The organism is Dyadobacter beijingensis DSM 21582, from assembly GCF_000382205.1.
Taxonomy (GTDB): Bacteria; Bacteroidota; Bacteroidia; order Cytophagales; family Spirosomataceae; genus Dyadobacter; species Dyadobacter beijingensis.
In genome coordinates this window covers 79,510-92,040 of sequence record NZ_KB907787.1, presented here as the reverse complement: position 1 = coordinate 92,040, position 12,531 = coordinate 79,510, and the positions used below count along the sequence as shown (strand labels likewise).

The following is a 12,531-nucleotide window of genomic DNA, read 5'->3' as shown; positions in this document are numbered from 1 at the left end:
TTGCGTTCATATGTAGCAACATGTTTTTTAGTGAGGAGATTTGCGTTTCAAAATATTTCAAGATTACCTTAGAAAAGCAAATATTATTTTTCTCCTACTATGTGTCAAGACAACAATTTTAAATTTCAATGGCCGGGATTTCCCGTCGTACCCTGAAATTTGACTAAATCAATCCATCCGAGGTCGCGATATTTTTCCCTCGTCGCAGGCACCCACCGGCAATTTCCCGGAGCTTACCACTAGCGGAATGACAAAAATCCGGTAATTTTGGCTTTCCATGCATGGCGTGGCCGTTAACTTAACAAATTCTTAAAATACCATGAAGATCGATCAGGAGTCGCTCAAAAAGATCGCGCACCTCGCGAGGTTGGAGATCAGGCCCGGGGAAGAAGCGGCGCTCTTGCAAAGCATGGACTCCGTACTTACCTGGATGGACCAACTCAATGAGATCAATACGCAGGGAGTGGAGCCTTTGACGCACGTGCTCGACGAAGAAAACAACTGGCGCGAGGATAAAGGCGCTAATACGCTCTCCCGCGAGGAAGCGCTGTTCAATGCGCCGTCGAAAAATAGTACCTATATAATGGTACCCAAAGTGATTGAGTAAGTATAGGACACAATGTCCTATACCTCAACAATGATTTCAAAATCGTCGGCATCCGATAGCGCCGGAAAGTTCCGGCGATAAGTGAGCAGTTCATCCTTCGAAATGTGGACGATCTTTTCCGTCTCCTGGCTCGCGAGCATAGCCAGTGGTTCGCCCAGGTAATCGAGCGCGACGGAATCACCGCGGTACTCCAATCCGTTCCCGTCCGTCCCGACACGGTTCACGCCCATCACGTAACATTGATTTTCGATCGCGCGCGCCTGCAAGAGCGTGCTCCACGCATGTGCGCGGCGCGCCGGCCAGTTGGCTACATATAATAGGATGTCGTAAGGATCGCTTTGCAGGTTTCGCGCCCACACGGGGAAGCGCAGGTCGTAGCAAACGAGCGGGCAGAGCTTCCAGCCCTTCCATTCGACCGTCAGCCGGGTACTGCCCGCCGTGTAATGGTCGTTCTCCTCCCCCATTCTGAACAAATGCCGCTTGTCGCTTTGCGTGTATGTACCATCCGGGCGCACGCAGAGGAGGCGGTTGAAAAATTTTCCGCCTTCCTTCACCGCGAAGCTTCCGATCACCAGTGCATTGGTTTGCGCTGCGACCTGCTTCATCCAGCGCGTCGTCGTAAGGTTCATCGGCTCTGCGAGCGCGGTGTTCATCGTAAAACCGGTGTTGAACATTTCCGGCAACACGATCACATCCGCGGGTTCGGCCAATGCGGCGATCTTTTCTTCGAAAGTCGCGAGGTTGGCCGTCACATTTTCCCAATGCAGGTCGGCCTGTACCAATGCGATGGAAAGGGGTTCCTTGTGGTCCTGCATTCCCGGATGTTTGTCGGTTAAAATCTATCTGCGGCCCGGGAAGCGCATGCGGTAGTCGGCATCCACGTTTCCTTTCGAAATGTCGGTCAGTTTCTTTTTGATGAACTGCTTTTTGAGCGTAGGCAGGTAATCCACGAACAGCTTGCCGAGTAAATGGTCGTATTCGTGCTGAATAATGCGGGCAGCCATACCGGAATAGGTTTCCTCGTGCTCGTTCCAGTCGAGGTCGCGGTAGCGTATGCGGAGCGTTTCGGGCCGGTACACATCGCCGCGGATGCCCGGAATGCTCAGGCAACCCTCTTCGAACGCCCATTCTTCACCGGTTTCTTCCAATATCTCTGGATTAATGAAGGTCTTTTTAAAATCGACCAATGACAAATCCGGCTCATCGTCCTCATCATCCTCGTCCCGCTCGGCAAACGGCGTACCGTCCACGACGAAAATGCGGATGTTCAGACCAATCTGTGGAGCTGCAAGCCCCACGCCATTAGCACCGTGCATTGTTTCGAACATATCCTCCGAAAGTTTCTTCAAATCCACCTCGTCTTTTTCGATAAAACGGGTTGGCTTTCTCAGGATCGGGTCGCCGTATGCAACTATTGGATAAATCATGCTTATTAAAACTTTTGCTTCCTATATAATATGTACTTCTTTCAAATGCTACCTACTGCTTTCCATGAAGGACTGCAGGATAATGGTGGCGCTTACCTTATCGATATTGCCCTTGTCGCGCCGGTCGCTCTTCTTGGAACCCGCGGCGATCATCGATTGCAACGCCATGGACGACGTGAACCGCTCATCGTGCAGATGTACGGGAATGTCGGGAAATGCCTTTTGGAGGGTTTTGACAAATGCCGTAACCCGGGCCGCATTCTCGCTGTCGGTATTGTCGAGTTTTTTAGGCATACCTACCACAAATGCCTCTACCTGCTCGCCCGCCGTGTATTTTTTTAGAAAATCGGTCAGCTGATGCGTCGGCACGGTATCGAGTGCGGTCGCAATAATTTTCAACGGGTCGGTAACGGCTATTCCGCTGCGCTTGGCACCGTAATCGATCGCCAGGAGACGTGGCATGGGCTTAAAATATGTTAATAGTTTGCAAAGATAAGACCTTTCGGTTAGCTTTTCCCGATGGATCACCCGATTGCACATTTTGGCAGCGAGCATTCCGGAATCCGATTATCTTTGCTCTATGATTGAAAAGCGCTGGATACACTTCCCTCCCTTTACCTCTGAACAAGAACAGGTTGCGCAGAGACTTGCCGAATCCCTCAAAGTAAGTCCCTCGCTGGCAACGCTTTTGGTTCAGCGCGGCATCCTTGACTTCGACCAGTCCCGCGATTTTTTCAGGCCCGACATCCAACACCTCCACGACCCGTTCCTGATGAAGGACATGGAAGAGGCGGTGGAACGGCTGAGCAAAGCGATCGATTCCAACGAGAAAATATTGGTTTACGGCGACTACGATGTGGATGGTACCACTTCCGTCGCATTGTTTTACGGTTTTCTCAAAAGGATTTACCCCCATCTCGACTACTACATCCCCGATCGCTACGAGGAAGGCTACGGTGTTTCGTGGCAGGGCGTGGAATGGGCCCATGCGAATGGCTATACATTAATAGTAACCCTCGATTGCGGCGTCAAATCGGTGGACAAGGTGACGGTAGCCCTCGAAAAAGGCATCGACTTCATTATATGCGACCATCACCGCCCCGGCGACGAGCTTCCGCCCGCAGCAGCCGTACTTGACCCGAAACGCGAGGATTGTCTGTACCCGTACAAGGAGCTGACCGGCTGCGGCGTGGGTTTCAAGTTGTTACAGGCATTTTGTATCAAACAGGGCATCGATCCGGCAACGCTGTATGATTACCTTGACTTACTCGTGGTCAGTATCGCGTCCGACATCGTGCCCATTACCGGTGAAAACCGCGTGCTGGCGTTCTACGGCTTGCAGCGGCTCAATGCGCAACCGAGAACGGGCATCAAGGCATTGATACAAATCTCAGGCATGACCGGCGCGCTGGATATTACCAACGTTGTTTTCGGGCTTGGGCCGCGCATTAATGCCGCCGGGCGCATCAAGCACGCGAAGGAAGCGGTAAGGTTGCTGCTTTCAGAGATCGAGGAAGAGGCTATGGAGTTCGCCGAAGAAATCAATAAGCACAACAGCGAACGCCGCAATTTCGATTCGAGCATTACCGAGCAGGCACTTTTCATGATCGAAAACGACGAATGGTTTTCGAATGCAAAAAGTACCGTGTTATATAAGGAAGACTGGCACAAAGGCGTGATCGGCATTGTGGCCAGCCGGTGCATCGAAAAATACCACCGCCCGACCATTATTTTGACCCAGTCACATGGGAAAGCCGCCGGCTCCGCACGCTCGGTACCTGGTTTCGATGTGTACGAGGCGATCGAGGAGTGCGCCGACCTGCTGGAACAATACGGCGGCCACACATTCGCGGCGGGACTCACATTGCCGCTCGATAATGTGGATGCATTCCGAATGCGGTTCAATGAAATCGTCAGCAGCCGCATCCAGCCCGACCAGCTCGTGCCGATGATCAACGTCGATATGCTGCTCGATCTGGAAAACATTACGCCGAAATTCTACAATATCCTTCGCCAGATGGGCCCGTTCGGCCCGGGCAATATGACGCCGATCTTCGAGTCGAGGAATATGACGCTCGTCGGCCGGCCGACATTGATGAAGGAAAAGCATATCAAGTTCGAGGTAAAACAGAACGCCTCGGCGGTATTCACGGCAGTTGGCTTTGGAATGGGGCATTTTTATCCTGATATTATCAATGGCAGGCCGTTTTCGATCTGCTATTGCCTTGAAGAGAACAACTTCCGTGACAAGAAAACCTTACAGCTTTCGTTGAAAGACATCAAGCTGCATTGAGAAGCACTTAAACGAACGAATGATACTAAGAACTGAAAACCTCGTGAAGAAATACGGGGTTCGTCTTGTGAATAATAATGTCAGCTACCAGGTGGAGCAGGGCGAGATCGTCGGGCTGCTCGGGCCGAATGGCGCCGGTAAGACTACTTCGTTTTATATGGCGGTAGGCCTTGTAAAGCCGAATAGCGGCAAAGTGTACCTGGACGATAAGGACATTACGAGCCTGCCCATGTACAAGCGCGCGCGCCTCGGGCTGGGTTACCTGGCGCAGGAAGCATCGGTTTTCCGGACATTAACGGTGGAAGAAAACATCAAAGCCGTGCTTGAAATGACCGATCTACCCAAAGCCGACCAGAAACACAAGGTAGAAGAGCTGATCGAGGAATTTCACCTGGGGCACGTCCGTAAAAGCAAGGGAATGGTTCTTTCGGGAGGCGAGCGCCGCCGGACGGAAATTGCAAGGTCTTTGGCGGTGGACCCTAAATTCATTCTGCTCGATGAGCCGTTTGCCGGTGTCGACCCGATTGCCGTGGAAGATATTCAGAGCATCGTCGCTAAGCTGAAACATAAGAATATCGGCATTCTCATCACCGACCACAATGTAAACGAAACCCTATCGATTACCGACCGGGCATATCTGCTTTTCGAAGGAAAAATATTGAAACAAGGCACTGCCGAAGAACTGGCGGAGGACGAAGTGGTACGCCGTGTGTACCTGGGGCAGAATTTCGAGCTGAAAAGGAAGATCTGAAATGTCTCCAGCATAGAAAAGGGAACGCTCAGGCGGCACTCCCTCTCTTACAATTATTCACCATGAACTGTATTACTAGTCAAAAAGGGTAACAGCGAACGTTACTTCTTAGGGCACTTTTTACAATGCTTGCCCTTCTTTTTGTATTTCTCGCAACACTTCTTAAACACGCATTCGGTGCTGTCTTCGAAGGTTTTCATCCAGAAACACCCCTGCTCCACACCCGTATTGTCATCACTATAAGTCAAAGCGCTCATTCACATTGCTGTTTAAACTGAGGCAAATATATTATCTATTTAGAATCATTCAAATGTTTGATGAAAATTATTTTGAATAAATCTAAATAACTCAATCGGCGTTTAGGGTCACTTCAAATGGCCCTTACTTTTCAAAACCGCCAAAATCTGCTCCGGAGAGACCTTTTCTTTGTGATAGGATAGCGTTACGGCTTGTGCTTCCAGTGCAATACTTCCTTTTCGTACGCCATCAATCTTCCGCAAATCTGCCAGGAGATCGTTCGCCGTTTCCTGACTGGTCAGGTCGATGCGCAACTGCCGCTGAGATCTGAAACGCTCGAAATGCTGCTCGGCCATCACCTGGTCCTCCGTTTTAAACGGCTCCCACCGGTTGATAATCAGTCCCGACAATGCGATAAACCATCCGAAGAAATAGGACAATGTCTCCGCACGACCGTGAAAGTTTTTTTTCCAAAAAAGGAAAAATGCCAGCCGGGCCGTCAGCCATACGAACAGCGCCCACTGTAACGCAGTAAGCAAAAGCTGATGCCTGGCCAGAAAACCATTTGCGAAGAACGAAAAAGACGCCAGCGATAAGAGTGGAAGAATGCAGCAGCCGATATGTAAAAAAGTGATGATGAAGCTGATTGTCAGGGAATAAATGCTTCGCATATGAGAAGAAAATGGACGCAGTACTTGCGCGGTAAAAGTATTTAATTCATTTTTGCAACATTGTTGCATTTATTGAAGTTCCATTACCAAATGAATTTATCCATCCGTCTGATCGCCATTTGCCTGCTGACCGCTGCCTGCTCAAAGAAAAATGAGAACAGCCGCGAGCTGGTTGAAGCCAACCGTTTGCATTTAGAAGCCATTGAAATTTCGAAAGAACTGGAAGCGCGGCTAGACAGTATATCCGCCAATTCCAGTAACGATGTGGATCAGTCACAGATCGACAGCCTGAAGAGCCTGATCGAGGTTTGGGAAACAAATGTGATCGAAGTGCCGGGCTTCGCGCATGCCCACGACCATGCACATGGCGCACATTCGCACAAAGCCGCGCCCCCGATGACCGACGAGTCGATGCTCGATTACCAGCGGCAGTCGAAAGAAGCGATCCTCGAACTAAGGCACGCCATCAAAAGACTGGAAAAATGAGAAGATTAGCCATTTTTCTCGTCCCGCTGTTTGCATTCACAACGGCCTCGGACACATTGGAAATCAACTGGAAGCGCCTGGCCGACGTGAAATTTTCGCGCAAACTCAACAAGGAACTCAGCATGTATTTCCTTTACCCCACTTTCGGGCCCTCGGTGAATGTTTTGCAAGGGAAAGAGGTCCGCATTCGCGGCTACATGATCCCGGTCGACGAAGCGGACAACATTTACGTCATTTCCGCCAAACCCATGGCCGCGTGCTTCTTCTGCGGCGGCGCAGGGCCGGAATCTATCATCGAATTGCAGTTCAGAAAGAAAAAACAGCGATTCCGCACCGACGAAGTACTCACCGTACGCGGAAAACTCGCATTGAATGCGAATGACGTCGATCACCTCAACTACATTTTGAAAGACGCCGAGGTGATCGAGTAGGGTCAGGGGATTTTTTCCCAGATTTCGTGTACCGGCTTGCCGTCACTGCTCTTGCCGCTATGATCCCAGCGGCCATTGTCAAGTTTGAAATCGAATTTCAGCGAAGAACCGACGCGGTTGTTGTCTTTGGAAAAAAACTGGATGTTTTCCGTGTATTTGCCATCCTTCGCCGTGTAGGTACCGCCGCCGGTGGCGTAAAATCCTTTTACCGCCGGATCGATCGCGAACCATTGGAAACGGGTTTTAGAAAGCAACTTCAGTGTTTTACGGGTCCCCGTCTGGTGGATCTGCACCAGCGAACCCTGCCCGTTGTCGCGCTCGGTAATGTGCCATGCGCCGGCCATTGGCACGTTCGTGGCATCATCCACACGCATCCACACCATCGCTTCTTCATAGCGCAATGTCAGGATATCATCTTTCACCGTCACGGTAAACTCGATCGGAATTCCGATTTTCGCCGTGTCGGCCGAGTTGAATTCCGGGGTGTAGGTCATTTTATCGCCACTCATCGTGAACGGCCCGCCTTCCGAGCGCTCGAAATATTTATTACCAATACTATAAGAAGCAATCACAAGGTAATTATCGGCCACGATGAGCGTCGAAGCGCTGCCAGTAGGCTCCTGCGACTTCCATGCACCTTTGGGTACCTGGCTGAAAGAAAGGAATGAGATCAGTAAAAAGGCGGTCGTCAGTATATGTTTCATTGCATTCGGTTTAAATGGGGTTACCATATACGTTATCAAAATTATGCCAATTTTGAAATCGGGCAACTTTCAGCGCAAAACTTCCCGCAAAACATCGAGCGACTTGATCTCCCCCAGTCCCTCCATGTGGATTTTGTAAAAGAAGATCAGCTTTTCGAGAATGCCGATCCGCCTGGTCCTGTCCAACGGAATGGACAAACCGTAGCCATTTTCCAGCATTCGCTCCGTGGCCGCATGCTCCTGCGCGTCCGCTACGTGCGGGAAGTGGTTGCTTTTCAATTCATTTTCCAGGTCATCGACGGCCTCCACGCCAAAGCCCAGGTAATGTGCCAATTGCATGAGAAACTGGATGTGAAAATTCTCGAAACCGCTCTCCGCATCGTCCAGGTACAATACCGATTGTTCAATAAAATGGAACAATGGCTCGTTGTTCTCTTCCTCACGCAAAGTTTTACCGAGCATTTCGGTCATAAAAAGCGCGAGGCCCGATTTTATTACATCGTAGGGGATCGAGAAAAAGGGGGCATAGCATTTGATCTCCGAGATACGGTGAATGGTATCCTCCTTGTTTTTGTGGTACACTACCATATCGAGTAGTGTGAGGGGTTGGTAAAAGGCGATCCGGTTGGTTTTGGACTTGCTGCTTCGTACGCCGTTGACGATATAGGTCTGTATACCAAAGGCTTCCGTGTAAATCTTCGCAATGATGGAAGACTCCTTGTAGCGGATGTAGCTCAACGCGATGCCACGGGTTTTGTGAAGCATGGAAATTTTAATATCAGTTTGATCAAAAATAGTTATCTTTCTTGTAATGAGAATTTGCAATAATCTTTTGGTCCGGGAGTTGAAACTGCCGGCAATTGGATTCTGCAGTGCAAGCATTCCAATAAGAAAAATCATCCATACCCGTCGGTTTCAACCGACGGAAAGATTTGTATCTTTGCAAGAAATAACGAACTAAACGGGAATCGAAATTCGTTACGCTAATATTCAGGGAATACGCTTTGCATACCAGCAAACACCAATATCTCTAAAGCATTACTCTTCTTATGAGCGACGCCATTAAGCATGAGTGCGGCATAGCACTTATCCGTCTTAGAAAGCCTTATCAATACTACATCGACAAGTACGAAACGCCGCTGTACGCAGTTCATAAGCTTTCGGTCATGATGGAAAAACAGGTCAACCGGGGCCAGGATGGAGCCGGGGTAGCCAATATCAAGATCGACGTCCCGCCCGGGAAACGGTATATCAGCCGGTACAGATCCGTAGAACCTCAGCCACTTACGGATATTTTCTCCAAAATCCACAAAAAATTCCGCAAGGGTCTCAAAAACAACCGGGACCACGCCAACGACGCGAAATGGTTGCAGGAAAACCTGGCATTCACAGGAGAAGTATGGCTGGGACATCTTCGTTACGGCACGCATGGTTCCAATGAAGTGGAAAACTGTCACCCGATGCTGCGCCAAAGTAACTGGCGGAGCCGGAACCTGGTGATGGCGGGTAACTTCAACATGACCAATGTGGATGAACTTTTCGGCAAACTGGTGTCACTAGGCCAGCATCCGAAAGAGAAAGTGGACACCGTAACGGTAATGGAAAAAATTGGACATTTCCTAGATGAAGAAAACCAGCGGGTATTCGAACGCTTCAAGGGAGTTTACGAAAATCCGACGTTGTCCGACGTCATCGAAGACAATATCGACCTGCCGCGCCTGCTCTACCGCTCTTGCCGCGATTTCGACGGCGGCTACGCTATGTGCGGGTTGACAGGCTACGGCGCATCGTTCGTGATCCGCGACCCTGCCGGAATTCGTCCGGCATTCTATTATGCTGATGATGAGGTGGTTGTAGTGGCATCAGAAAAGCAGGCTATCAAAGCTGCATTTAATGTAGATTACGATCAGATCACTGAAATCACTCCCGGATCTGCGCTGATTGTAGATAAGAACGGTGAGTATAACGAGTTCCCGATCCTGCCACGCCTGGAAAAACGTTCATGCAGCTTCGAGCGCATTTACTTCTCCCGCGGCACCGACCCGGATATCTACAACGAGCGCAAGCAGCTGGGCAAACTGCTTATCCCGCAGATTCTCAAAGAAGTTAATTACGACCTCGAAAACACCATTTTCTCCTACATTCCGAATACCGCGGAAACGGCGTTCCTGGGAATGATCGAAGGTCTGGAAGAGTATCTGGCTAAAAAGCGCAAGCAGGCCATTATGGAAGGCATTCTTTTCGAAGAAGACCTTGAAAAAGTGCTCTCGTTCCGGCCGCGGATCGAAAAATTGGTAACGAAAGATGTCAAGTCCCGCACGTTCATCACCGCCGACGCATTGCGTGACGACATGGTGTCGAGCGTGTATGACACGACATTCGAGGTGGTGCGCAAGAATGTGGACACCGTCGTGATCATCGACGACTCGATCGTGCGCGGTACCACGCTTGAAAAGAGCATTCTTACCATGCTCGACCGGCTGAAACCGAAGAAAATCGTTGTAGCATCGTCCGCGCCGCAGATCCGCTTCCCGGACTGCTACGGTATCGACATGTCGAGAATGAAGGACTTCGTCGCTTACCGGGCCGTGCTGAAATTGCTCGAAGAACGCGATATGGAATACAAATTGGAAGATGCCTACACACAAAGTGTGACTGCATTGGCGACTAAGAATCCATATCATACCAACTACGTAAAAGCATTGTACGATCCGTTCACCGACGAGGAAATCTCTCAGAAAATCGCCGAGATTATTCGTCCGAAAGGCCTCAACGCGGAACTTGCAGTGGTATTCCAAACAGTAGAAAACCTGCATAAAGCCTGCCCAGGCCATTTAGGAGACTGGTATTTCACCGGAAACTATCCAACCCAGGGCGGTAATAAAGTCGTAAACAAAGCTTTCACGAACTCTTACGAGGGTAAACTGGAAAGGGCTTACTGATAAAGTTTGAAGTTACCATAGCCGGTCTGGAAACAGGCCGGCTATTTTTTTGTACGACATTTCTGTTAATTTGCCTTCTCAATTCACAACCTAAATCTCAATGACCCAATTCAACACAATTCAAAAGACCTTTCTGGCATTTGCCCTGGTATTGACGGCTACTTTTGCGCAGGCGCAAGGCACCCTGAACGACATCGCATTCCTCGACGGCCGCTGGCTCGGGACTTATAATGGCGGGCCTATCGAAGCTTCGTGGACGGCTCCGAAGGGCAACAACATTGTCGGGTTTATCCGTATGATCAAGGACGACAAGCCTGCACTGTATGAGATTTTCGCATTCGAGCAGACTGACAATGGTCCGGTGGCGATGGTGAAACACTTCAAACCGGGCATGATTTCGCTGGAAGAAAAAGAGGTTGCCGACCGCTACAAGTTTATCGAAGCCAAAAAGAACCAGGCGTTGTTTGAGAAAGACGACGCATCGGTGCGGATCATTTACGAAAGACGGTCCCCTACTCAGCTGGTCATTCAGCGCGGGAAGAAAGAAAATGACAAATGGAGCTTTGTTGATCTGTTTATTTTCAACAAAATCCCCTGATTTTACATCTATATCCCATCCACAGCAATCCATCGGGTTGCTGTTTTTTTGTGCCTAATTTTTAAGGATCAGGTAAACGCCCGCTACGAGCAGGATGGTTCCCAAAATGCGGGGCAAATTCAAATGATGTACTGCAAACCCCTGTAAACCAAAGTGATCAATCGTCATGACAGTTACCATCTGGCCGGCGATGATCAGGCACATCATATTGGAAGGCCCGATATTCCGAACAATAAAAATAACCGTGATCACGTAGAATGCACCCAAAACGCCGCCCATGAAGCGCGTCCACGAAACCTGTTTGAAATCGGCAAGGGAGGGAACGGGATTCTGATTGAAACAGGCGAATGCAATGCTCAGTACGAGCAATCCCACAAAAAAAGAGGTCATTGCCGCGAGAATGGGGTTATTGATCGACTCGCGGAGCTGCGTGTTCACGCCCGATTGCACGGCGTTGCTGATACCAATGAGAAAGGCAAAGATCAGGAAAATCCAGTTCATGCGGGAAATGATAATTTTGAGACGAAGTTACTTGTTTCCCGCCGATCGTGCTACTGCTTTAAATCGCTAACCTTGTCGGGATCGACGGTTTTGAAACGGCCGTACACCCGCAGGATAATTGCCAGCGCGACCGTCACCTCGGCAGCAGCGACCACGATCACAAAAAGTGCAAAAAGTTGGCCGCTCAAACGTTCAGGATCGTGCCGGCTGAATGCCACGAGATTGATATTCACTGCATTGAGCATTAACTCAATACCCAGCAACATTCCGATAAAGTGCCGTTTGGTAACCGAGATAGCCAAGCCAATACAGAACAGCGCCGCCGCGACGATCAGGTAATATTGTACAGGAATGACGGTCATGGCGTTGGGTTTCGGTTTAATGCAAGATAAGCCGCGCCAATCAGCGCGACCAGCAGCAGGACAGCCGCTATTTCAAATGGCAGCAAATGACTTGTCATTAACTCCACACCGATCGTTTTGATGGTAGATTTGCTGCTCATTTCATCCCCGGCCAATTTGAAATCCGAGGTGAGAATGACCTTTACCAGCAGCCCAAACAGTCCGGCGCCGATCAGGAACCCCCATAATTGCCGCGTAATCGGCACTTCTATCCTGTTATGCCGCGTAGAATCGTCGCTTTGCTCCTTCTTTTGCGTAAGCATAATCCCGAATATGAGCAACACCAGGATGCCGCCTACATAAATCATGATTTGCGAAACAGCCAAAAAATCTGCGCCCGCGAGCACATACAACGCGGCCACGCCGAGGAACGCGAGGAATAACGCGAATGCCCCGTAAATCAGGTTTTTGGAAAACAATATCAACAGTCCCGCAGCGAGGGTCAATGCCGAAAACAGGTAAAATATGAGCGCCTCCATTAA

17 protein-coding genes are annotated in these 12,531 nt (G+C 49.8%); 7 read left to right on the top strand and 10 right to left on the bottom strand.

The window, feature by feature from the left end:
• Positions 1 to 319: 319 nt before the first annotated feature.
• Positions 320 to 607 (top strand): Asp-tRNA(Asn)/Glu-tRNA(Gln) amidotransferase subunit GatC, encoded by a 288-nt coding sequence (gene gatC, locus H144_RS0107565; protein WP_019941447.1) that lies wholly within the window; start codon positions 320 to 322, stop codon positions 605 to 607.
• Positions 608 to 624: 17 nt separating this feature from the next.
• Here gatC and H144_RS0107560 read toward each other — a convergent pair whose 3' ends face one another.
• From H144_RS0107560 to ruvX, 3 genes are read right to left on the bottom strand one after another with little or no spacing between them, the layout of a single operon-like run.
• A complete protein-coding gene (locus H144_RS0107560) occupies positions 625 to 1,422 on the bottom strand; it encodes an amidohydrolase (RefSeq protein ID WP_019941446.1) in 798 nt (265 codons plus the stop codon).
• Positions 1,423 to 1,446: 24 nt separating this feature from the next.
• Positions 1,447 to 2,034: a peptide deformylase gene (def, locus tag H144_RS0107555; RefSeq protein WP_019941445.1), complete on the bottom strand. Its 588-nt coding sequence runs from the start codon at positions 2,032 to 2,034 to the stop codon at positions 1,447 to 1,449.
• 48 nt (positions 2,035 to 2,082) lie between these two features.
• Entirely contained in the window at positions 2,083 to 2,496 is a 414-nt protein-coding gene (ruvX, locus tag H144_RS0107550; protein ID WP_019941444.1) for a Holliday junction resolvase RuvX, read from the bottom strand.
• 118 nt (positions 2,497 to 2,614) lie between these two features.
• Between ruvX and recJ the strand changes: the two genes are divergently transcribed.
• Both recJ and lptB read left to right on the top strand, forming a co-directional pair.
• Positions 2,615 to 4,327 (top strand): single-stranded-DNA-specific exonuclease RecJ, encoded by a 1,713-nt coding sequence (gene recJ / locus H144_RS0107545; RefSeq protein WP_019941443.1) that lies wholly within the window; start codon positions 2,615 to 2,617, stop codon positions 4,325 to 4,327.
• Between the two features lie 19 nt (positions 4,328 to 4,346).
• Positions 4,347 to 5,078: an LPS export ABC transporter ATP-binding protein gene (gene lptB / locus H144_RS0107540; protein WP_019941442.1), complete on the top strand. Its 732-nt coding sequence runs from the start codon at positions 4,347 to 4,349 to the stop codon at positions 5,076 to 5,078.
• Between the two features lie 101 nt (positions 5,079 to 5,179).
• Here the strand turns inward: lptB and H144_RS34570 are convergent, their stop codons facing one another.
• Together H144_RS34570 and H144_RS0107530 are read right to left on the bottom strand one after the other, a co-directional pair.
• Entirely contained in the window at positions 5,180 to 5,335 is a 156-nt protein-coding gene (locus H144_RS34570) for a hypothetical protein (protein WP_019941441.1), read from the bottom strand.
• 108 nt (positions 5,336 to 5,443) lie between these two features.
• A complete protein-coding gene (locus tag H144_RS0107530) occupies positions 5,444 to 5,986 on the bottom strand; it encodes a heavy-metal-associated domain-containing protein (RefSeq protein ID WP_019941440.1) in 543 nt (180 codons plus the stop codon).
• Positions 5,987 to 6,076: 90 nt separating this feature from the next.
• Here H144_RS0107530 and H144_RS0107525 point away from each other — a divergent pair, with 90 nt between their 5' ends.
• Both H144_RS0107525 and H144_RS0107520 read left to right on the top strand, forming a co-directional pair.
• Positions 6,077 to 6,472: a hypothetical protein gene (locus H144_RS0107525; RefSeq protein WP_019941439.1), complete on the top strand. Its 396-nt coding sequence runs from the start codon at positions 6,077 to 6,079 to the stop codon at positions 6,470 to 6,472.
• Positions 6,469 to 6,903 (top strand): hypothetical protein, encoded by a 435-nt coding sequence (locus tag H144_RS0107520; protein WP_019941438.1) that lies wholly within the window; start codon positions 6,469 to 6,471, stop codon positions 6,901 to 6,903. Before H144_RS0107525 ends, H144_RS0107520 begins: the two co-directional genes overlap by 4 nt.
• A 2-nt stretch (positions 6,904 to 6,905) precedes the next feature.
• Here H144_RS0107520 and H144_RS0107515 read toward each other — a convergent pair whose 3' ends face one another.
• Entirely contained in the window at positions 6,906 to 7,607 is a 702-nt protein-coding gene (locus tag H144_RS0107515; RefSeq protein WP_019941437.1) for a DUF4488 domain-containing protein, read from the bottom strand.
• A 69-nt stretch (positions 7,608 to 7,676) separates the two neighbouring features.
• On the bottom strand, positions 7,677 to 8,372 hold the full coding sequence (gene recO / locus H144_RS0107510) for a DNA repair protein RecO (RefSeq protein ID WP_026350490.1): 696 nt from the start codon (positions 8,370 to 8,372) through the stop codon (positions 7,677 to 7,679).
• Between the two features lie 284 nt (positions 8,373 to 8,656).
• Here recO and H144_RS0107505 point away from each other — a divergent pair, with 284 nt between their 5' ends.
• Positions 8,657 to 10,549 (top strand): amidophosphoribosyltransferase, encoded by a 1,893-nt coding sequence (locus H144_RS0107505; protein WP_019941435.1) that lies wholly within the window; start codon positions 8,657 to 8,659, stop codon positions 10,547 to 10,549.
• A 100-nt stretch (positions 10,550 to 10,649) separates the two neighbouring features.
• Entirely contained in the window at positions 10,650 to 11,147 is a 498-nt protein-coding gene (locus tag H144_RS0107500) for a DUF6265 family protein (protein ID WP_019941434.1), read from the top strand.
• Between the two features lie 54 nt (positions 11,148 to 11,201).
• Here H144_RS0107500 and H144_RS0107495 read toward each other — a convergent pair whose 3' ends face one another.
• Genes H144_RS0107495 through H144_RS0107485 form a run of 3 tightly spaced genes read right to left on the bottom strand, consistent with a single transcriptional unit; the run spans position 11,202 to position 12,528 of the window.
• Positions 11,202 to 11,648, bottom strand: a complete 447-nt coding sequence (locus H144_RS0107495) for a DMT family transporter (protein ID WP_019941433.1) — start codon at positions 11,646 to 11,648, stop codon at positions 11,202 to 11,204.
• A 50-nt stretch (positions 11,649 to 11,698) separates the two neighbouring features.
• On the bottom strand, positions 11,699 to 12,010 hold the full coding sequence (gene nuoK, locus H144_RS0107490; protein WP_019941432.1) for an NADH-quinone oxidoreductase subunit NuoK: 312 nt from the start codon (positions 12,008 to 12,010) through the stop codon (positions 11,699 to 11,701).
• The gene (locus tag H144_RS0107485; RefSeq protein ID WP_019941431.1) at positions 12,007 to 12,528 is read right to left on the bottom strand and encodes an NADH-quinone oxidoreductase subunit J family protein; all 522 of its coding nucleotides are present in this window, start codon (positions 12,526 to 12,528) and stop codon (positions 12,007 to 12,009) included. The genes nuoK and H144_RS0107485 overlap by 4 nt, the downstream gene beginning before the upstream one ends.
• Positions 12,529 to 12,531 lie beyond the last annotated feature (3 nt).